Genomic DNA, 20,454 nt, shown 5'->3' on the forward strand with positions numbered 1-20,454 from the left:
ATACTGCGCCGCTGGGGATTTGGCCGCGCCTCGACCGGTTTGGCCCACGATCAAGGCCGAACGCGCCGCAGCGCGCCGGGCCCTGGGGCCACCGTTCACGGCTAGGACGCCGAGAGCCGGGCCCTTTCCAGCCCGGATTCAAGGCCGCAGCAGGAAGGTCACCGGCCCGTCGTTGACCAGGCTGATCACCATATGGGCACCGAAACGCCCGGTTTCCACCCCCGGCAGGTGCTTTTCGCGACAGATCGCCACCAGACGGTTGTAGCCGCGTTCAGCCTCTTCCGGCGGAGCGGCGGTGGTGAAGCTCGGGCGCATGCCAGAACGGGTATCGGCCGCCAGGGTGAACTGGCTGACCAGCAACAGGCCGCCTCCGGTATCGGCCAGCGACCGGTTCATCTTCCCCGCCTCATCGGCGAAGACCCGGTAGCCCAGCAGGCGCTCGGCCATGCGCAGGAACTGGGTCTCGCCATCGCCGGGTTCGACCGCGACCAGGGCCAGCAGGCCTGGGCCGATGCTGCCCACTGCCTGGCCATCGACGCTGACGGAGGCCTGGGTGACGCGCTGGATGAGGCTGAGCATGGGGCGAGGAGTGAGGAGTGAGGAGTGAAGAGTGAAGAGTGAAGAGTGAGGAGTGAAGAGTGAGGAACGAGGAACGAGGAACGAGGAACGGGGCAGAGCGTAACCGCTTTCGCTCACTCCTCACTCCTCTCCGCTCACTCCTCGCCCGCCCGCTAAACTCCGCCGCATGAAACCCGAACTCCTGGCTGGCCTGCTCTATCGCGCCACCGCCCTGCTGACCCGCCTGCCCTGGCCGTGGCTGCGCCGCTTGGGCGATGCGCTGGCCTGGCTGTGGCGGCGCGTGGACGCTCGCGAAAGCAGGGTGGCGCGACGCAACCTGCAACTCGTATATCCGGAAATGCTGCCCTCCCAGCGCGACGAGTTGCACGCCCGAATCCTGCGCAGCACCGCCCGCCAGGCACTGGAAACCCTGCGTTTCTGGACGCGGCCGCACGCCGACAACCTGTCGCGGCTGGTCGAGCGGAACGGCGAAGCGCTGTACGACGCGGCACTGGCATCGGGGAAAGGCGTCATCGTGGCCGCACCGCATTTCGGCAACTGGGAGCTGCTCAACCAGTGGCTTTCCTCGCGCGGCCCCGTCGCCATCGTTTATGCACCTCCCCAATCCCGGGTGGGCGACGCCTTCCTGTTGCGTGTCCGCAGCGCCGACAACATCCGCCAGGTGCGCGCCGAAGGGCCCGCGGTCCGGCAGTTGTGGAAGGTGCTGAAGGAAGGCGGCGCGGTCGGCATCCTGCCCGACCAGCAGCCCAAGCTGGGCGACGGCGAATTCGCGCCGTTCTTCGGCGTGCAGGCGCTGACCATGACCCTGGTGTCGCGATTGGCCGAACGCACCGGGGCCACGGTCCTGTTCGCCTGGTGCGAACACACCGGCGTCGACCTGGAATTCGCGCTGCATGTGGAACCGGCTCCGGAAGGCATCGCCGATTCCGATCCGGTAGTCGCCACGGCCGCGCTCAACGGCATGGTCGAGCGCATCGCGCGTCGCGATCCGGCCCAGTACCAGTGGACCTATAAACGCTACAGCCTCCGCCCACCGGGTAGTGGCGAACTCAATCCCTACAAGGAAGCGGACCCGACATGAGCGATCCCGAAACGCCGATGCCTGACGACGAGGCTGCGCCTGAGCGCCCGCAGGAGGACGCCGTACCTGCGGTCGACTGGCAACGCCTGCCGCCGCGCGGTGCCGGGCTGGCAGCACTGGGCATGGCGATCGCCTTCGCCATTCCCTGCGCGATCGCCTCCGGTTTCGTGGCGCAACTGACCGAATGGGTCACGCCCTGGCTGCTGTCACCCCTCGTCGGCGCGCTGGGCGCGGCCCTGGGCGCCTGGATCGGGGTCAAGCGCCATCGCCGGACCTTGTGGAAGCTGGACCCGGGCGGCTTCGCCCTGCGCCAGGGCCGCTGGTGGCAGACCGAAAGCCGGGTACCGATATCGCGGGTCCAGCACCTGGACCTGAAGCGCGGCCCGTTGCAGCGCGGGCTGCGGCTGGCCACGCTGGTGATCCATACCGCGGGCACGCGCATGGCGGCGGTAGCGGTTTCCGGGCTGGACAGCGACGACGCCGAGCGCCTGCGCGACCGCCTGTCGCGCCAGCTGGACCACGACGACGACGCGTTGTGATGCAGGCCGCCGCTCCCGTGGACAACGAAACCGAGCGCCGGCTGCATCCGTGGTCGTGGCTGTTCGTGCTGGTCCAGCAATTGAAGCAGTTCCTCGTGCCGCTGCTGGCCTTGCTGGTCTTCGGCGGCGGTGGCGCGGGCGGCTTCTGGGCCGGGATCGGACCGCTGGTCGCGGTGGGCGTACTGGTCGTGGTTTCGCTGCTGCAGTACTTCACCTACCGCTATCGCATCGGCAGGGACGGCCTGAGCATCCGCGACGGCCTGCTGCATCGCAACCTGCGCGATATTCCCTATTCGCGCATCCACAACGTGGTCCTGCATCAGTCGCTGCTGCACCGGTTGTTCGGCGTGGCCGAGGTCAGGCTGGAATCGGCAGGCGGACAGAAACCCGAGGCGCAGATGCGGGTGCTGCGGCTGGACCAGGCATTGGCGCTGGAGGACCTGATCAAGCATCGCGGGCAACTGCCGGAGGCCGGCACGCCGGCCAACGCTGCCGATCGCCTGTTGTCGCTGCCCACCGCCGAAGTCGTCCGCCTGGGCCTGGTTTCCAACCGCGGCATGATCGTGGTGGCGGCGGCATTCGGCGGCGCCTGGCAACTGTTTCCCGATCGCGTGGTCGCCAATTTTTTCGAGACCACCGGACGCGAACTGTTCGGGTACGCCAGCCACCTGCAGCTGGGCTGGATGACCACCGCCGCGGCCGTGGCCGCGATGGTGCTGCTGGCGGTAGTCCTGCTGCGCCTGCTTTCGGTGGCGCTGGCGCTGGTCCAGTACCACGGCTTCCTGCTCAGCGAGGAACAGAAGCGGCTGACGGTGGAACGCGGGCTGCTGGCGAAACTGCGCACCAGCGTCGCCCGCCGCCGCATCCAGTCGTGGACGCTGCACGAAGGCTTCCTGCATCGCCTGCTGAAACGTCGCAGTCTGCAGGTCGACACCGCCGTCGCCGAAATGGGCAAGAGCGATCACCGCGCCTTCAGGGAAGTGGCGCCGATCGCCACCCCCGAGGCTTGCGACGCGCTGGTCCGCCACCTGTTGCCGCAGGCGCAATGGCCGCGCGGCGAATGGACCGCGCTGGCGGCGGGCACGTGGTGGCGGTTGTTCCTGCCGACAGCGATCTTCTGCGTGCTGCTTACGGGCGGCCTGCTGCTGCGTCTAGGCAACGCATGGACGCTGCTGCCGCTGCTGTGGCTGCCTTGGGGCGCGTACGCCTCGCGGCAGCGGGCGCGGCGCGAGGGCTATGCCGTGGACGAACACCTGGTCGCGGTGCGCAGCGGCTGGTGGTCGCGGTGGTGGCGCTTCGCCGAGATCGACAAGCTGCAGGCGCTGCGGCTGGAGCGCTCGCCGATCGACCGCCACTTCGGCACCTCCACCTTGCGCCTGGACACCGCCGGCGCCGGCGGCTTGGCCCCGCCGCTACGCATCCGCTTCCTGCCGCAAAACGAGGCCCGGGCGCTGTATGCCCGGCTTGCGGATTCACTGGCCCGCAAGCGTTTGCGCTGGTGAGGTAGCGCCACTCAGGACATCTTCCAGATGTCCGACACGGCGATCCAGCCAGGCGACGATCCTCGCCTGCACTTCAGGCGATGCCAGTTCCAGGCTTTGCACCACGACGAAGGCCGCGCGCGGATCGGCATCGGCGCGCGCCATCTTGTGCCACAAGCGCAGCGACGACTGATCGCGCGGCTTGAGCTGCACCGTATACAAGGCGTTATCCAGGAGGGCGGCCTCGTGCGCTATGCCCAGGTGTATCGAAAGGCTCTCGCTGTTGAACTGGGTCGGCGATCGCAGCCGGTGGCTGATGTTGCCGGTCAGCTTTTCCGGATTCTTCTCGAAGTAGTCTTTCAACAGGCTACGGCGCATGGGATATGGGTTGTGGTAGAGCCGGTAATAGCGACGATCGAATCCAGCCAGCCGCGCGCCCGCCTGCTGGGTAGCGAGATTGCTGTGACGAGCGGAAACCGTGCCGGTCAGGCGCTTCCACCATCCGGCGACGCGGCGCTTCCAGTCGTATTCGGACTGCGGCAGCCATTTCCCGCGCACGACCATTTTCCCGTCACGGAAGAAATCGGCTTCCCGGACGGGGCGCAACAGCATCATGTCGTCGTTTATGTACAGGAATTGCTCGGCAAGCCCCGGAATTCGCCAAAGGACGCTGCTGATGGACTCGCTGTTGAACGTGGGCAGGAATTCCTCGAAGCCGGAAAATATTTCGCGGTGATCCACCAGCCGCACACGATCGGCGTAAGCCGAATCCGCGAGCCTCGGCAGCTGCCGTGGAACCTGCATGTCGGTGACGACATGGATACGCCGCAACCACGGAGCGAAGCGCAACAGCGAGGCCAGGCAGTAATCCAGTTCGCCGGCATCGTTGAACCGGGTCGTATGCGCGCTGCCGCCGCGTACGCTGCCGGTCCGCGACAGGTAAGCGGACAGTTTCTGCTGGTGGGCGGGATCGGCGCCGTCCACCCAGGTGACGACGGCATCGATATCCGCGAGTTCGTTTGCGCCCATTGCCTGCTCAGCCCGACGGACATGCGTCGTGGGAAAGGCGATGCCCGTGCTCCATCATGCCCGAGGCCCCCAATAGCCCAGCCGCTTGCGAAGCTGCAAGTCGCGGACCTTCGTCATGAACGGTTTCGGCTTCAACCTGCCGAGACCGCCGGCGACCACCTCTTCCACCGCCTTGATCACCCGTTCGGACGATCGCCCATCGCGATAAGGATGGATGTCGTTGGCATAGGCGACGATTGCCGATTGCAATTCTCGCGAAGGCGAGAACGCCCGTTCCAGCATTTCCGGCAATCGCGCCGCCTCGGTGAAATCAAGCATGTAGCTCTGCGGCACCCGATGACGGAAGGTAACCACGGGCTTGTGCTGGACCACGAACTCGGGAACCACCGAAGTGGTATCGGACAGCAACACGTCCGCGGCGCGTTGCGCGGTGACGATCTGCTCCGGCTCGACGAAGAACGCATTTTCACCCGCCAACGCGCGATAGCGCGCGAACAATTCCGGCGGACACTTCGGGTGCAGGGTCAGCAGCCAGTAGCGGCCGTCTTTCGCCATGCTTTCCTTGATGGCCTCGTACAGATGCGGCGCGGCGCTTACCCGCTCGGTGAAAGTGGAGGCGAACATGACCACCTGCTTTCCTTGGGCGCGGTCGCGCATCTGCCGCGCCGCGCCGCCATCGTCGCGGAACAGCGGATCCAGCTTGGGCCAGCCCGTTTCAACCACGGTGAAGTGCCCCAGCTCATCGGCCAGTTTCTGGAAGGGCAGCGTGGTCGCTGGCCCCTGGGTGCAGTACAGGTCGAACAAGCCGCGGATGCGGAAATGGCCGCGCTTGTCCGAATGCTTGCTTGTGTTGAATCCATGGAACAGCTGCACCTTGGCGCCGCCGAAAAAAGGCGGGACCCAGTCCATCGCGCAGAACACGGCCATCGGCTTCAGCGCTACCGCTCCGCGGGTATCGACCATGCTGACCGGCGCCGGCATCGACTCGCCAGCGGCCGCGAGCGGCCCATCGAACCAGGCATGCACGTTGTATCCGGCCCGCAGCAAGGCATCGGCAAGCGGCTTCAGGATGGGCAACGCATAACGCTCCCGGGCGGTCAGCAGTACATTGGCGTTGTTCATGGAGTAGTAAAAAGCGTCAGACCTGATTTCTTGATGCCGCACGATGCCCAGACGATCTTCTTCCTGCGCGTCTCGGCGCGGATGGCAAGATTGTTCCGCACCGACTCCTCGGTCTTGTACGCGCGCGGATGGTCCAGGTGCACGCAAACCGCACGATGGCGGATTTGCTTGCCCCTCACGCCGTAGTTTTCGAGTCTTTCGCCCAGTTCACGGTCGGGACCGCCGTACTTCATGCGCTCGTCGTAACCATTGATGGCCAGCAGGTCCTGCTTCCATGCGGAGGAATTGCAGTTGTTGAAAGTAGGTCTGGCCGTGGTGATGGTATCGAGCAACTTGCCGGCGATCGGACCGGCGTCCAACTTGAGGCGATTCGACAGATTCATGCGTTCCTGCCGCTCCAGCCATTGCAGATCGAAGCAGCGCCCCTCGCCGATGTCGTCGGCGGAAATCATCTTGCTCAGGTCCATGCCCAGCTTGCAGTAACCGCCCGACAGGAAACGCCCCCTCTCGGCATGCAGCGCGTGCGTGGCGACGAAATCGTTGCGCGGGATGCAGTCGCCATCGGTGAACAGGATGTACTCGTGCACGGTGGCCGGGATCACCTTGTTGAGGATCTCCTGGCGCCGATAGCCTTTGTCTTCGTGCCAGAAGTGGCGCAGCGGCACCGGATAATCCTGTGCATGGCGTTCGACCAGGACCTGTGTGCTGGATGGCGAACCGTCGTCGGCCACGATCACCTCGAAATCCCGGTAGGTCTGGCACGCATAACCCTTCAGGACCTTTTCCAACCTGTCCCTGGAATCGTAGGTGCTGATGATCACGGAGATTTTCACGGGCCGGGTCCGGTCAGGCGCAGCAAGAGCAGAAGGATAGCCGATCCGATCAGGACGCCCGGGTGAAGCGCGCATAGAAAAACCCGTCCATGCCCTGTTCGCCCGGCAGGCGCTGGCGTCCCGATCCTGCGTCATGGCCGTAGCGGTCGTCCAGCGGTTCGGCGCGCGCATCCGGCGTGCGCGCCAGGAACCCGGCAGCCTGCCGCTCGTTCTCGTCCTTGAGGAGGGAACAAGTGGCATAGAGCAGCACGCCGCCGGGCCGGACCGTTTTCCACAACGCATCCAGCAGTCGCGCCTGCAAGGCGACCAGGGCGACCAGGTCTTCCGGTCGCCGATGCAGCAACACGTCCGGTTGCCGGCGGACGATGCCGGTGGCCGAACAAGGTGCGTCCAGCAGCACGGCATCGAAGGGTTCGCCCTCCCACCAGGCCGCCAGGTCGCCGGCATCGGCGGCGCGGAACTCCGCGGCAACGCCCACCCGCTGCAGCGTTTCGCGGACGCGATCGAGCCGGCGCGAGTCCACGTCCAGCGCGAGCAGGCGCAACGACGGGTCGCGTTCCAGCAGATGCGCGGCCTTGCCGCCGGGCGCGGCGCAGGCGTCTAGCACGCGCGCACCGGGCGCGGGCGCCAGCGCATCGGCGACCTGTTGCGCCGATCCGTCCTGCACGGAAGCATCGCCTCCGGCGAAGCCGGGAAGCGCGGAAACCGCGACCGGCGAATCGATGCGCAGCGCATCGGCCAGGTTTCCATCGGCAGTGGAATCGATATCGACCGCCTGCAGGCGCGAAGCGTAGTCGTCGCGCGTTCCCTTCATCCGATTCACCCGCAACCACAGCGGCGCGGCATGGGCGCTGGCCTCGAAGATCGCCGGCGCGCGATCGCCCCAGTCCAGGCCGATTTTCTTGCGCAACCAGGCCGGCCAGGCAGCGGCGGGATCGGATTCGGGGAAGCCTTCGCGCGTCGCCCGGCGCAGCAGCGCATTGACCATGCCGGCCTGGTGCGGGCGACCCAGCACGCGGGTGGCTTCGACGGTCGCCGACAGGGCGGCATGCGCGGGCAGGCCCATGGCGTCGATCTGGGCGAAGCCGGCCAGCAGCAGCGAGCGCAGATCGCCGTCTTTTTCGCCTAGCGGTTTCTGCAACCACGACTGCAATGCCGCGTCGTAGCGCGCGCGTTGCCGCAACGCGGAGAAACAGATGGCTTCCAGCAACGCGCGATCGCGCGGATCGGCCAGTTGCGCCAGCGCAGTGGCCAGTTCGCCTTTCAGCGAGCGGCCGCGATGGATCACCGCGTCCAGCACCCTGGCGGCGAGCACGCGCGTGGCCACGCCGGGCGCGGCATCCCCGGAGGCAGCGCGGGTGGGCGTTGCGCCCCAGGGCGTAGTGGTCATGGCCCGGCCAGGTCGCGGCGCGCGTTCAGATAATCGGCGGCGGTGATCGCCTTGCCGCCTTCGCGCTGGACCACGCGCAGGCGCAGCGCGCCTTCGGCGCAGGCGATATCGATGCCCTGCTTGCCGGCGGCCAGCAGCGTGCCCGGCGCGAAGGCATGCGGCAGGTCCAGGGCCACGGCGCCGTGGATGCGCAGGCGCTCGCCCGCGACCATCGCTTCGGCCACCGGCCAGGGCTCGAACGCACGCACCTTGCGCGCCAGCACTGCGGCGGGCTGGTTCCAGTCCAGGCGCGCTTCCGCCTTGTCCAGCTTGTGCGCGTAGGTCACGCCGGTCTCGGGCTGTACCCATGGCAACGGCAATACATCGGCACGCCGCAGGGCCAGTCCATCGGCAAGTACGCCCGCTCCCAGTTCCGCCAGGCGGTCGTGCAGTTGTCCGCCCGTCTCTTCCGGGCCGATCGGGGTCTTGTGGGCCAGCAGCACCGGACCGGTGTCCAGGCCGGCTTCCATCTTCATCAGGCACACCCCGGTCTCGGCGTCGCCGGCTTCGATCGCGCGCTGGATCGGCGCGGCACCACGCCAGCGCGGCAACAGCGAGGCGTGCACGTTCCAACAACCGAAACGCGGGATTTCCAGCACCGCGCGCGGCAGGATCAGGCCGTAGGCGACCACGACCATCAGGTCCGGCGCCAGGTCGCGCAGCGCTTGCTGCGATTCCTTGCGCTTCAGCGTTTCCGGCTGCAGCACCGGAATGCCGCGCTGGATCGCCTCCAGCTTCACCGGCGACGCGGCCAGGCCGCGCCCACGCCCCGCGGGACGGTCGGGCTGGGTGTACACCGCGACGACTTCGCCGTACGCATGCGCGGCGCGAAGACTGGGGACGGCGAAGGCCGGCGTGCCGGCAAAAACAATTCTCATGGCGGGGTCAATGGGAAAGAGTTAAGTCGCGCACTACGTGCGCTGCGAAGGGTGACGGGCAAAAGCAAAACCGGGGTTCACTTGGCAGGCCGCATCGCGGCCGACTTTGCAGCGCGCGCGACTCGACCCTTCAGCGCCTCACCCTTTCACCGCATCAAGCCGCGTCGCCCGCCAGCTTGCGCTGCTTGGCCAGTTTCTTGCGGACCATCTCGCGCTTCAGCGGCGACAGGTAGTCGACGAACAGCTTGCCTTCCAGGTGATCCATTTCGTGCTGGATGCATACCGCCAGCAGGCCGTCGACCTGCAGCCGCTGCGGTTGCCCGCTGCGATCGAGGAAACGCACGTCGATGGAGTCGGCGCGGGTCACGTCGGCGAAGATGCCGGGGACCGACAGGCAGCCTTCCTGGTAGACCTGCTCGCCTTCGCGGGACAGGATTTCCGGGTTGATGAACACCATCGGCGCCGACTTGTCCTCGCTGATGTCGATGACCATGAAGCGCTTGTGCACATCCACCTGGCTGGCCGCCAGGCCGATGCCGGGGGCCTCGTACATGGTTTCGAACATGTCATCGAGCAAGCGCTGGAAGACCGGGTCCGGTACCTGGGCAGGATCCACCGCCACTGCCTTGGTGCGCAGCCGGGGATCGGGGAATTCGAGGATGGGAAGCAGTGCCATGGTCGTTTGTAAATGTGGATGCCGTCGGAATTCGGCAAGGCCTCACGGATTCTAACTCGCGGGCTTGCTTAGTGGCCCGGTTTCTGGACTATAGTGCGGACAACCTGTGGGGGACTCAGGTCGGGAAATCCAGGTGGGGATCATCATGTTCAGAAAATTTCGTACGGTTCTTGCCGCCGCCGCATTCATCGTGGCCACCTATGCCGCGGCCGCCGAAATGGCCGGCCCGCATCCCGACACCTATGTGGTGAAGCGGGGCGACACGCTCTGGGACATCTCCGGGAAATTCCTCAAGAAGCCCTGGCTGTGGCCGGAAATCTGGCAGGCCAACCCGCAGATCAAGAACCCGCACCTGATCTATCCGGGCGACGTCATCAGCCTGGCCTACCTGGACCGCGTCGCGATCCAGCCCGGCCCGCGCCAGGAGGCCCCGATCGGCGCCATCCCGCTGGCCGACATCGAACCGTTCCTGAAGAACCTGCGCGTGACCGACAGCTTCGAACAGCTGCCGCGCGTGGTCGGCCTGGAAGACGATCGCCTGCACGCCATGGCCGGGCAGATGGTCTACGCCCTGGGCCTGGATAGCGCCCAGGTGGGCCAGCGTTACGCCATCGTCCGCCCCGGCCTGCGCTATACCCAGACCCACTTCACCTCCGACGGCCATTACGGCACCTACAAGGAAGACCTGGATTTCCGCGGCAAGCGCGTCGGCTCGCAGACCATCGACTGGGAACGCAGCTGGAACAGCGCCGCGCTGGACACCGGCGCGCAGCTCGAATTGCTGGGATACGAACTCACCCAAGTCGCCACCGGCGCGGTGACCCGCGGCGTGGTCCCGGGTTCCGATACCGCCACCCTGGTGCTCGAGGGCAATGGTTACGAGGTCCGCCCCGGCGATCGCCTGATCCCGGTCGAGGCCCAGCCTTACGACCTGCAGTTCTTCCCGCATGTGCCCAAGGTGCTGCAGCCGGAAGGCAAGCTGCAGATCGCCGCGGTGGCCGACGCCCTGACATCGGGCGGCCCACGCGACGTGGTCGCCATCTCCGGCGGCAGCCGCGAAGGCATCGACAACGGAACGGTGTTCTCGATCTGGCGCGAAGGCAGCGGCATCATCGACCGCCAGCACGATCCGCAGGACTCCCGCCCCACCGAGAACCGCCGCGGCAAGGGCCAGATCCAGCTGCCGGACGAATACGCAGGCCACGTGATGGTGTTCCGCACCTTCGAGAAGGTCAGTTACGGCCTGGTCATGGAAGGCACCAAGCCGTCGCGCGTGGGCTACGTGCTCAAGCACCCGGATGCGGCTTACTGAGCCGGATCCCGGAAGTTTCCTATGCGGCATCGCGACGGCGCCCTAGGGCGCCGTCGCTGTTTGCGGCCTAGTCTGGGTGCATGCACGAAGACGACATCCTGGCCCTGTTGAAACTGATCCTGTGCGGCGGCGCGGTGGCGCCGAAGCGCGGCCTGCTGGACGCCCATGGAACCGCCACGCGCAGCCTTGCCGCCGGGGCCTCCGCCTGGAGGGCCGCCGGTTTGGGCGAGATGCAGATCCGGGGGCTGCGCGAGCCTGAGCCGGGCCCGCTGCAGCGCGCGCTGGACTGGCTGCAGCAGCCGCGCCACCACCTGCTCGGCTGGCACCAGCCCGACTACCCGCCCCTGTTGCGCAGGATCGGTAGCCCACCGCTGGCTTTGTTCGTGGATGGCGACCCTTCCCTGCTCTGGCATGCGGGCGTGGCCGTCGTCGGCAGCCGTTCGCCGACCGCGGGCGGGCGCGACAATGCGCGCGCCTTCGCCCGGGCTTTCGCCCTGTCCGGCACCTCGGTGATCAGCGGCATGGCGGCCGGCATCGACGCGGCCGCCCATGAAGCCGCGCTGGCGGTGGAAAACGGATTCACGGTCGCCGTGCTCGGAACCGGGCCGGACCTGGCCTATCCGTCATCGCATGCCGGCTTGCGCGACCGCATCGCCGCGCGCGGGGCGGTGGTCAGCGAGCATCCGCCGGGCACGGCGGCCAAGCCGTCGCATTTTCCCAGCCGCAACCGGATCCTGGCCGGGCTGGCCCTGGGCACCCTGGTGGTGGAGGCGACCGAGCATTCCGGCGCCCTGATCACCGCGCGTCAGGCCGGCGATTACGGACGCGAAGTATTCGCCGTGCCCGGCTCCATCCACAACCCGCTGGCGCGGGGTTGCCATCGCCTGATCCGGGACGGAGCCGGACTGGTGGAATGCGCCCAGGAGGTGCTGGACGCCCTGGTTCCCATGGCCAGCGAACTGGCCGACTTCCTCCGCGGCCGGCTTGCGGGCAGCACCGTCCGCCCCCATACCGGGCCGGGTGCGACGCTTGCGCCACTGAATCCCGACTACCAGCCCTTGTGGCTGGCCCTGGGTCACGACCCAACCGGTATGGATTCGCTGGTCGAGCGGACCGGATTGACGGCCGCCGAACTGTCCTCCATGCTGCTGGTCATGGAACTGGATGGAAGGGTGGCGGTCGAACACGGGCGCTACTCGCGCAAGACCTAGTTTCTTTCCTCCACAGCGTCGTGGACGCAGGCCGAGGGGCAATGAAAGAGAGCATCCTGGATGTACTGCTTTACCTGTTCGAACACTACTTCACCGAAGACGCGGACCCGGTCCGCGACCGCGACTCACTGCAGAACGGCCTGATCCAGGCCGGTTTCAGCCCCACCGAGATCAGCAAGGCGTTCGACTGGCTCGATGCCCTGGCCGAACAGCGCCCGCCCGCCAGCGAACCGCGCATCGGTGGCCCGACCCGCGTCTACCACGGCCCCGAACTGGAAAAGCTGGACGTGGAGTGCCGTGGCTTCGTGCTGTTCCTTGAACAGCACGGCGTGCTCGATGCCGACCAGCGCGAGCTGGTGCTGGACCGGGCCATGGCCCTGGACCAGGACGAGCTGGACCTGGACGACCTGAAATGGGTGGTGCTGATGGTGCTGTTCAACCAGCCCGGTTCCGAAGCCGCCTACGCGTGGATGGAAACCCAGATGTTCGAGGACGAACCCGAGCCGGTGCACTGAGCCTGCGGGCGATTTCCCGCGATTCGATTGCCTTGTAGGAGCGGGCCTTGCCCGCGATGCTTTTCCCGCCGCGTCACGGAAGGCATCGCGGGCAAGGCCCGCTCCTACCCAAAGAAATACCGCACGCTTCGCCACGCGCTCATGAAATACCATGGACAGGCTTTCGGTGGCGCCACTCCTTGGCGCGCCGGAAATCCACTCCTTTGATCCCAACCTTGCAGGGAACGCATGAGCGACTGGTACTACTCCGCGGGTAACGACCAACGCCAGGGGCCGCTTCCCAGCGACGACCTGGTCGCCCAGTTCCGCCATGGCCGCATCGGCCTGGACACGCTGGTCTGGCGCGATGGCCTGGCCGGATGGCAACCGCTGGGGGACTTCGCCGTCGAGCTTGGCCTGGCGAACAGTACCGGCGCGCCGTTGCCGCCCCCGCTGCCCCCCTCCCGTCCTGCTCCGGCCGCTTACGCCTCGCCCCTGCAATCCGCGCCGAAATCCGGCCTTTCCGGCTGCATGATCGCGTTGATCGTGGCCGCGGTCGTGGCCGTGCCCATGGTCGCGATCCTGGCGGCGATCGCCATCCCCGCCTACCAGGACTACACCTTGCGCGCCAGAACCAGTGCGGCGCTGCTGGATGCGGCGCCACTCAAGACAGACATCGCCGCATATCTAGCCGGCAATTCGACCTGCCCCAGCAATGGCGACGCCGACTTCGGTGCTCCCGGGACCTATGCCGGCACCCATCTCGCCTCGATCACTCTCGGCACCTTCGAGAGCAAGCGCTGCGGCATGGAATTGATCCTGCGCAACGCCGGCAGCGATCGCCTGGACGGCAAGAAGATCTGGCTGGAATACGACCCCTCCGACGCCTCGTGGGAATGCAGTTCGGAAATCGACGACAAGTACCTGCCGACCACTTGCCGCGGATAGCGACTGCCAGCGGCTTGCGTTAACTTCCGCAATCGATCCTTGGGGATAACCTGATGTCCAACTGGTATTACGCCGATGCCGAGCAGCAACGGCAAGGCCCGCTGTCGGCGGATGAAATGGCGCAACGCTTCCACCAGGGCAAGCTGCGCCTGGATACGCTGGTCTGGCGCGACGGCTTGGCCGAATGGCAGCCGCTGCGCGACTTCACCCAGGAACTGGCCCTGCACCAGGCGCCGGCGGAAACCTTCTACACCCCGGTGGAATCCAGGCCGACCGAAGCGCGATCCGCGCAAGCCGATCCATTCGCCGCGCCGCCAGCCGGCGCTTTCGGCGACCCGGCGCCGGCCATGCTGGACTCGCCTTACGCACCGCCGCGCGCGACCCTCGTTTCCGGCAATGCGGCGATCCACGGCGGCGAAGTGGTCCATGCCGGTTTCTGGAAACGCGTCGCGGCCAACATCATCGACAGCTTCGTGGTCGGCATCGTCGGCGGGATCATCGGGGCCATCCTCGGCGGGGTGATCGGCGCGGTCTTCGGCCTCAACGGCGGACTGGGCGGTGGCGGCTTCCTCGCCATCCAGCTGGTCACCAACCTGGTGTCGATCGCGATCACCGCCGGCTATTACGCCTGGTTCCACTCCTCCGCCAACCAGGCCACCCTGGGCAAGATGGCGATCGGCATCAAGGTGGTGCGCACCGATGGCGAGGCGATCAGCTTCGCCCGCGGCATAGGCCGCTATTTCGCCTTCCTGCTGAGCTCGCTGATCCTGTGCATCGGCCTGATCATGGCGGCCTTCACCGAGCGCAAGCAGGGCCTGCACGACATGATCTGCGACACCCTGGTAGTGGATAAGTGGGCGTTTACCGCCCATCCTGAATGGCAGAAACGCGAGCTCGGCACGGTGACCGTGGTCATCCTGGCCATTTTCGGCATCCTGTTGCTGTTCTTCGGCCTGATCGTGGCGTTCGCCCTGATCGGGATAGCGGGCTCGCTGCGCTGAGATTTCCGGAGCCGCTGCTTGACAGGCGAGGCCCGGCATGATTCCACTATAAATAGAAGAAACCTGAACGCCCGGGGCCCACACCCCGGGCGTTGGCTTCTTCGGCCCATCCATTTGAAGGACACTCGCCGGCCCGACCGGCGTTCGAACCCACGGACATGCCCAAGCACCTGCTCATCGTCGAATCGCCCGCGAAAGCCAAGACGATCAACAAATACCTCGGCAAGGACTTCACTGTCCTGGCCTCCTACGGCCATGTCCGCGACCTGGTGCCGAAGGAGGGCGCGGTCGATCCGGACAACGGCTTCGCCATGCGCTACGACCTGATCGAGAAGAACGAGAAGCACGTCGAGGCCATCGCCAAGGCGGCCAAGGGCGCCGACGACATCTTCCTGGCCACCGACCCGGACCGCGAGGGTGAAGCCATCAGCTGGCACATCGCCGAGATCCTGAAGGAACGCGGCCTGCTCAAGGACAAGCCGCTGCACCGGGTGGTGTTCACCGAGATCACCCCGCGCGCGATCAAGGAAGCCATGACCAAGCCACGGCAGATCGCCGGCGACCTGGTCGATGCGCAGCAGGCGCGGCGCGCACTGGATTACCTGGTCGGTTTCAACCTGTCGCCGGTGCTGTGGCGCAAGGTCCAGCGCGGCCTGTCCGCCGGCCGCGTGCAGTCGCCGGCGCTGCGCATGATCGTCGAGCGCGAGGAAGAGATCGAAGCCTTCATCGCCCGCGAGTACTGGTCGATCGAGGCCGAGTGCCTGCACCCGTCGCAGCAGTTCACCGCGCGCCTGACCAAGCTCGACGGCAAGAAGTTCGAGCAGTTCACCATCACCGACGGCGAGACCGCCGAAGCCGCGCGCCTGCGCATCCAGCAGGCCGCGCAAGGCGCGCTGCATGTCACCGACGTCACCAGCAAGGAACGCAAGCGCCGCCCGGCCGCGCCGTTCACCACTTCCACCCTGCAGCAGGAAGCCGCGCGCAAGCTCGGCTTCACCACCAAGCGCACCATGCAGGTGGCGCAGAAGCTCTATGAAGGCATGGACATCGGCGAGGAAGGCACGGTCGGCCTGATCAGCTACATGCGTACCGACTCGGTCAGCCTGTCGGCCGAGGCGGTCAGCGAGATCCGCGACGTGATCGCGCGGGACTACGGCACCGGCGCCTTGCCGGACAAGCCCAACACCTACCAGACCAAGTCCAAGAACGCGCAGGAAGCCCACGAAGCGGTGCGCCCGACCTCCGCGCTGCGCACGCCGGCCCAGGTCTCGCGCTTCCTCGACGACGACGGCCGCCGCCTGTACGAACTGATCTGGAAGCGCGCGGTCGCCTCGCAGATGGTCCCGGCCACGCTCAACACGGTGTCGGTCGACCTGGCCGCCGGCAGCGAGCACAGCTTCCGCGTCTCGGGCACCACCGTGGTCGATCCCGGCTTCCTGGCCGTGTACGAGGAAGGCAAGGACGCGAAGAACGCCGACGAGGACGACGAGGGCCGCAAGCTGCCGGCGATGAAGACCGGCGACCGCATCCCGCTCGATCGCATCCACACCGACCAGCATTTCACCGAGCCGCCGCCGCGCTTCTCCGAAGCCTCGCTGGTGAAGACGCTGGAGGAATACGGCATCGGCCGGCCCTCGACCTACGCCTCGATCATCGCCACCCTGCTGTTCCGCAAGTACGTCGAACTCGACAGCCGCCGCTTCAAGCCCAGCGACGTGGGTCGCGCCGTATCGAACTTCCTCAGCGGGCATTTCACCCAGTACGTCGATTACGACTTCACCGCCAAGCTCGAGGACGAGCTGGATGCGGTGTCGCGCGGCGAAGAGGAATGGGTGCCGCTGATGGAGCGGTTCTGGGGTCCGTTCAAGCAGATGGTCGACGACAAGATGGAATCGGTGGACCGCAGCCAGGCCACCGGCGCGCGCGAACTCGGAACCGACCCCAAGTCGGGCAAGCCGGTCAGCGTGCGCCTGGGCCGTTACGGACCCTACGCGGCGATCGGCAGCACCGCCGAGGACGAGGAGGAGAAGCCTACCTTCGCCTCGCTGCGTCCCGGCCAGAGCATGCACACCATTTCCCTGGAGGACGCGCTGGAGCTGTTCAAGCTGCCGCGCAAGCTGGGCCAGGACAAGGACGAGGAAGTCAGCGTCGGCATCGGCCGCTTCGGCGCGTTCGCCAAGCGCGGCAGCGTGTACGCCTCGCTGAAGAAGGAAGACGACCCCTACACCATCGACCTGGCTCGGGCGGTGTTCCTGATCGAGGAAAAGGAAGAGATCGCGCGCAACCGCATCATCAAGGAATTCGACGGCAGCGAGATCCAGGTGCTGAACGGCCGCTACGGCCCCTACATCAGCGACGGCAAGCTCAACGGCCGCATTCCCAAGGACCGCGAACCGGCTTCGCTGACCCTGGAGGAAGTGGTCAAGCTGATGGAGGAAACCGGCAAGCCGATGCGCAAGGGTTTCGGCAAGAAGACGGCGGCGAAGAAAGAACCCGCGACCAAGAAGACCGCGGCGAAGAAAGCGCCGGCCAAGAAAGCGGTGAAAAAGGCCGCGAAGAAGGCGACGAAGAAGACGGCCGGGAAAGTCGCAAAGAAGACAGTGAAGAAAACCGCCGCCGCAGTCGAGCCCGTCGCCGAGCCTGCACTGCTCACGCCCAAACCGTTCACGGGCAAGAAGGTGTTGATCAAGAAGGCGGCGAGCTGAGGCTGTGGACCAACGCGACTTCAGAGCTCGTCATTCCCGCGAAGGCGGGAATCGCTCTTCAGCAGTTGCAAGGCTGATTATCCAGCGGCTTCCCGCTTTTCGGGTCGCGTGGAAAGCAAAACCGCTGGGTTGACCCGCCATTCGACGGTTGATGAGCGATTCCCGCCTTCGCGGGAATGACGAGCTGTTTCGATCTGTTTAGAGTTAATCGATCCCCATGGCCACCCCCGCCCTCTCCCTCTCCGAAGCCATCACCGCTCTGCACACCGGCGGCGTGATCGCCTATCCCACCGAAGGCGTATGGGGCCTGGGTTGCGACCCGCGCAACGAAGCCGCGGTGCTGCGCCTGCTGGCGATCAAGCAGCGCGCGACGGACAAGGGCCTGATCCTGGTCGCTTCGCAGCTGGAGCAGTTGCGCCCGTTCCTGGACATCGCCGCGTTGCCCGCCGATCGCCTGGCCGAGGTGCTGGCGAGCTGGCCCGGGCCGCATACCTGGATCATGCCCGCCGCCAGCGCCGCGCCGGGCTGGATCACCGGCGCCCATGACAGCGTCGCCGTGCGCATCAGCGCGCATCCGCAGGTGATGGAGCTCTGCAACGCCTTCGGCGGCGCGATCGTCTCCACCAGCGCCAACCGCGCCGGCCAGCCCGCACCCTCGGCGCGCGATGCGCTGGATCCGCTGCTGGTCGCCGCTGTGGATGGCGTGACCGGTGGTGAAACCAACGGCCTGTCCTCACCCACCACGATCCGCGAAGCCCTCAGTGGACGGATCCTGAGAGCCTGAACAGCGCAGCGGCCGCTCTTTTCCATGCCCATCGATGCGCGCAAGATGCGCATATGGCCTTTTTCCGCTTCCTGACGCTATTGCTGATGCTGGCGCTGATGTCGCTGCCGTCGCCCGCCCGCGCCGAGGACGTCACCATCTATCGTTGCATCGGCCCCGGCGGCGAGCTGGCCCTGCGCGATTCGCCATGCCTGAAGGGCGAGACCCAGCAGGTGCGATCGATGGCGCGACCGAAGGATCCCGCACCGGGAACCGCGCCGATCGCGGCACCCGGGCCGCCCGCCGCAGCACCGGTGCGCGAAGTGCGGGTCGTCTATCGCACTCCGCCGCGGCCGATGTACGAATGCGTGACCGTCGATGGCGATCGTTACACCAGCGACAACGGCGAAGGCAATCCACGCTCGGTGCCGCTCTGGACCCTGGGCTATCCGATGTGGTCGCATCGCAACGGTGGGCATGGGTCCAGAGCGCCGGACAACCCACCCGGAAGTCCCGGGCCGGGCCGGCCACCCCGTCCCGGCATGATCCTGCCCGCGGGCACGACCTGGATCCGCGACGAATGCCATGCCTTGCCGCAGGAAGAAGTCTGCGATCGCCTGTCCGACCGCCGCTATGAAATCATCCGTCGCTACAACAGCGCGATGCAGGGCGAGCGGCGCCAGCTGGAGCTCGAACAACGCGGCATCGATGCGCGCCTGTCCAACGATTGCGGAAACCCCTGATGAAGATGCTTTGCGCCTTGCTGCTTTTGTCGATGTCGATGTCCTTCGCGTCCGCCGAGGAAGTGGTGTTCTACCGTTGCACCGATGCCAGTGGCGCGCTGACCCTGCAGAACATGCCGTGCCCGAAAGGCGACCAGCAGGAAAAGAAGGTGATGCAGAGCGTCAATACGGTGCCGATGGGCACGGCCTCCGCACCGCCACCAATACCTGCGGCTGCACCGGCAGCCACAACGACTACACCTGCCGATGCATACACCCCTGCAGCGGCAGCGGCAGCGTCGGCGCCGACCGCCGATCCCGGGATACTGACCAGCGGACCCGTACCGGAAGTCGCCGCCATCGCCGACGCGGACCGGTTGCCACCGCCGGTGCTGTTCCAGTGCATCACCTACGACAAGGACAGCTACATCACCGAGGACGCGGAACCGCAGTCGCGATGCGTGGCGCTGCGCACGGTCGGCCTGGACGGCAATCCGCAGGGCGGCGCCGGCGCGGCCTGCGAAATGAGGCGCGACACCTGCGCGCGGGTCGCCGATGGCGCGCTGTGCGATGCGTGGAAGAAGCGCCTGGGCGAAACCGAAGTGGCCTGGCGCTTCGCCCGGCCCGGCAACGAACAAAAGAACAAGGAAGAGTTCGAACGCACGCGCAAGATCTGGGACCAGAGCACCTGCGGCAAGTGACCGATCACCTTGTAGAGCCGAGCTTGCTCGGCTGCTCTTGGCACAGAATCGAAAGCGCTGTCTTCATGCGAAAAGCATCCGAGCAAGCTCGGATCTACGCCCAAAAGGAAGCCCCCCCGGGGGACAAGGCTCGATCAGAAGCCATAACGCAGGAACCCGCCATCCACCGCGATGCATTCGCCGGTGATGTAGCTGGCCGCCGGCAGGCACAGGAAACCCACGGCGGCGGCGACTTCCTCCGGCTCGCCGATGCGGCGCATCGGAGTGCGGTCGATGACCTCTTCGTAGTAATCCGCATCGGCCAGCTTGCCCGAGGTGCGTCGCGTGCGGATGTACCACGGCGCCACCGCATTGACGCGCACGCCGTCCTCGGCCCACTCCACCGCCAGGTTGCGGGTGAGCTGCTGCAGCGCGGCCTTGGTCATTCCGTACGGAGCGCCGCTGCGCACCGCGGTGACGCCGGAGACGCTGCCGACATTGACGATGCTGGACACCGCGTGCCGGGTCAACAGCGGATGCGCGTAACGCGACAGCTCGAACGCGGAGAACAGGTTGATCTCGAAGATCCCGCGCCACTCGTCCTCGGTGTAGTCGACCGTGGCCTTGGTCAGGTTGCCGCCGGCGTTGTTGACCAGGATGTTGAGTCCATCGTCCTGGTCCTCGACCCAGTCGAGGATTTCGCGGCGATCCTCGTCGTCGGCCACGTCCGCGGCCATGGCGTGGACGGCGCGATCCGGGAATTCGTCGGCCAGCTCGTCGCGCACCGCTTCCAGCGCATCGGCATCGCGCGCGACCAGCATCGCGTCGGCGCCGAAGCCCAGCAGCTCGCGGGCGATGGCCAGGCCGATGCCGGCGCTGGCACCGGTGACCAGCGCGAGTTGTCCGTCCAGCCGCCAGCGATTGGGGGTCATTGCATCGTCCTCGCATCGATGCGCGTAGCATAACGCCAC

General features: G+C 66.6%; 20 protein-coding genes. 12 read left to right on the plus strand and 8 right to left on the minus strand.

Features of this window, described 5'->3' with window-relative positions; genetic code table 11:
* Positions 1 to 138: 138 nt before the first annotated feature.
* The gene (gene dtd / locus CSC74_RS11515; protein WP_162314597.1) at positions 139 to 579 is read right to left on the minus strand and encodes a D-aminoacyl-tRNA deacylase; all 441 of its coding nucleotides are present in this window, start codon (positions 577 to 579) and stop codon (positions 139 to 141) included.
* A 166-nt stretch (positions 580 to 745) separates the two neighbouring features.
* Between dtd and CSC74_RS11520 the strand changes: the two genes are divergently transcribed.
* The 3 genes from CSC74_RS11520 to CSC74_RS11530 are packed head-to-tail and all read left to right on the plus strand — an operon-like array spanning position 746 to position 3,701.
* On the plus strand, positions 746 to 1,660 hold the full coding sequence (locus tag CSC74_RS11520) for a lauroyl acyltransferase (protein WP_162314598.1): 915 nt from the start codon (positions 746 to 748) through the stop codon (positions 1,658 to 1,660).
* Positions 1,657 to 2,199 (plus strand): PH domain-containing protein, encoded by a 543-nt coding sequence (locus CSC74_RS11525; protein ID WP_162314599.1) that lies wholly within the window; start codon positions 1,657 to 1,659, stop codon positions 2,197 to 2,199. Before CSC74_RS11520 ends, CSC74_RS11525 begins: the two co-directional genes overlap by 4 nt.
* Positions 2,199 to 3,701 carry a PH domain-containing protein gene (locus CSC74_RS11530; RefSeq protein ID WP_162314600.1) on the plus strand — a complete coding sequence of 501 codons (1,503 nt, stop codon included), beginning with the start codon at positions 2,199 to 2,201 and terminating at the stop codon, positions 3,699 to 3,701. The genes CSC74_RS11525 and CSC74_RS11530 overlap by 1 nt, the downstream gene beginning before the upstream one ends.
* Here the strand turns inward: CSC74_RS11530 and CSC74_RS11535 are convergent.
* From CSC74_RS11535 to def, 6 genes are all read right to left on the minus strand, one after another.
* Positions 3,672 to 4,709 (minus strand): stealth family protein, encoded by a 1,038-nt coding sequence (locus CSC74_RS11535; RefSeq protein WP_162314601.1) that lies wholly within the window; start codon positions 4,707 to 4,709, stop codon positions 3,672 to 3,674. The genes CSC74_RS11530 and CSC74_RS11535 overlap by 30 nt on opposite strands.
* A 54-nt stretch (positions 4,710 to 4,763) precedes the next feature.
* Positions 4,764 to 5,831 carry a CDP-glycerol glycerophosphotransferase family protein gene (locus CSC74_RS11540; protein WP_162314602.1) on the minus strand — a complete coding sequence of 356 codons (1,068 nt, stop codon included), beginning with the start codon at positions 5,829 to 5,831 and terminating at the stop codon, positions 4,764 to 4,766.
* On the minus strand, positions 5,828 to 6,664 hold the full coding sequence (locus CSC74_RS11545; RefSeq protein WP_211369629.1) for a glycosyltransferase: 837 nt from the start codon (positions 6,662 to 6,664) through the stop codon (positions 5,828 to 5,830). The genes CSC74_RS11540 and CSC74_RS11545 overlap by 4 nt, the downstream gene beginning before the upstream one ends.
* Before the next feature lie 49 nt (positions 6,665 to 6,713).
* Positions 6,714 to 8,054, minus strand: coding sequence for a 16S rRNA (cytosine(967)-C(5))-methyltransferase RsmB (gene rsmB, locus CSC74_RS11550; RefSeq protein WP_162314603.1), 1,341 nt, complete (start codon positions 8,052 to 8,054; stop codon positions 6,714 to 6,716).
* Positions 8,051 to 8,971, minus strand: coding sequence for a methionyl-tRNA formyltransferase (gene fmt, locus CSC74_RS11555; RefSeq protein ID WP_162314604.1), 921 nt, complete (start codon positions 8,969 to 8,971; stop codon positions 8,051 to 8,053). Before fmt ends, rsmB begins: the two co-directional genes overlap by 4 nt.
* A gap of 154 nt (positions 8,972 to 9,125) precedes the next feature.
* Complete coding sequence (gene def / locus CSC74_RS11560; protein WP_162314605.1) at positions 9,126 to 9,647, minus strand: peptide deformylase; 522 nt, start codon at positions 9,645 to 9,647, stop codon at positions 9,126 to 9,128.
* 145 nt (positions 9,648 to 9,792) lie between these two features.
* On the opposite strand from def, the gene CSC74_RS11565 reads away from it, so the two are divergent.
* The 9 genes from CSC74_RS11565 (at position 9,793) to CSC74_RS11605 (ending at position 19,504) form a co-directional block, all read left to right on the plus strand.
* A complete protein-coding gene (locus CSC74_RS11565; RefSeq protein WP_162314606.1) occupies positions 9,793 to 10,959 on the plus strand; it encodes a LysM peptidoglycan-binding domain-containing protein in 1,167 nt (388 codons plus the stop codon).
* Positions 10,960 to 11,039: 80 nt separating this feature from the next.
* Entirely contained in the window at positions 11,040 to 12,170 is a 1,131-nt protein-coding gene (dprA, locus tag CSC74_RS11570) for a DNA-processing protein DprA (RefSeq protein WP_162314607.1), read from the plus strand.
* Positions 12,171 to 12,211: 41 nt separating this feature from the next.
* Complete coding sequence (locus CSC74_RS11575) at positions 12,212 to 12,685, plus strand: DUF494 family protein (protein WP_162314608.1); 474 nt, start codon at positions 12,212 to 12,214, stop codon at positions 12,683 to 12,685.
* 228 nt (positions 12,686 to 12,913) lie between these two features.
* A complete protein-coding gene (locus CSC74_RS11580) occupies positions 12,914 to 13,612 on the plus strand; it encodes a pilin (protein ID WP_162314609.1) in 699 nt (232 codons plus the stop codon).
* A gap of 53 nt (positions 13,613 to 13,665) precedes the next feature.
* Positions 13,666 to 14,613: an RDD family protein gene (locus CSC74_RS11585; protein ID WP_162314610.1), complete on the plus strand. Its 948-nt coding sequence runs from the start codon at positions 13,666 to 13,668 to the stop codon at positions 14,611 to 14,613.
* A gap of 158 nt (positions 14,614 to 14,771) precedes the next feature.
* On the plus strand, positions 14,772 to 17,318 hold the full coding sequence (locus CSC74_RS11590; protein ID WP_162314611.1) for a DNA topoisomerase I: 2,547 nt from the start codon (positions 14,772 to 14,774) through the stop codon (positions 17,316 to 17,318).
* Between the two features lie 217 nt (positions 17,319 to 17,535).
* A complete protein-coding gene (gene tsaC, locus CSC74_RS11595; RefSeq protein ID WP_162314612.1) occupies positions 17,536 to 18,102 on the plus strand; it encodes an L-threonylcarbamoyladenylate synthase type 1 TsaC in 567 nt (188 codons plus the stop codon).
* Between the two features lie 53 nt (positions 18,103 to 18,155).
* Positions 18,156 to 18,824 carry a DUF4124 domain-containing protein gene (locus tag CSC74_RS11600; protein WP_162314613.1) on the plus strand — a complete coding sequence of 223 codons (669 nt, stop codon included), beginning with the start codon at positions 18,156 to 18,158 and terminating at the stop codon, positions 18,822 to 18,824.
* On the plus strand, positions 18,824 to 19,504 hold the full coding sequence (locus tag CSC74_RS11605; RefSeq protein ID WP_162314614.1) for a DUF4124 domain-containing protein: 681 nt from the start codon (positions 18,824 to 18,826) through the stop codon (positions 19,502 to 19,504). Before CSC74_RS11600 ends, CSC74_RS11605 begins: the two co-directional genes overlap by 1 nt.
* 134 nt (positions 19,505 to 19,638) lie before the next feature.
* Here CSC74_RS11605 and CSC74_RS11610 read toward each other — a convergent pair whose 3' ends face one another.
* Entirely contained in the window at positions 19,639 to 20,415 is a 777-nt protein-coding gene (locus CSC74_RS11610; RefSeq protein ID WP_162314615.1) for an SDR family oxidoreductase, read from the minus strand.
* Between the last annotated feature and the right edge of the window lie 39 nt (positions 20,416 to 20,454).

The organism is Pseudoxanthomonas yeongjuensis (genome assembly GCF_010093345.1).
Taxonomy (GTDB): domain Bacteria; phylum Pseudomonadota; class Gammaproteobacteria; order Xanthomonadales; family Xanthomonadaceae; genus Pseudoxanthomonas_A; species Pseudoxanthomonas_A yeongjuensis.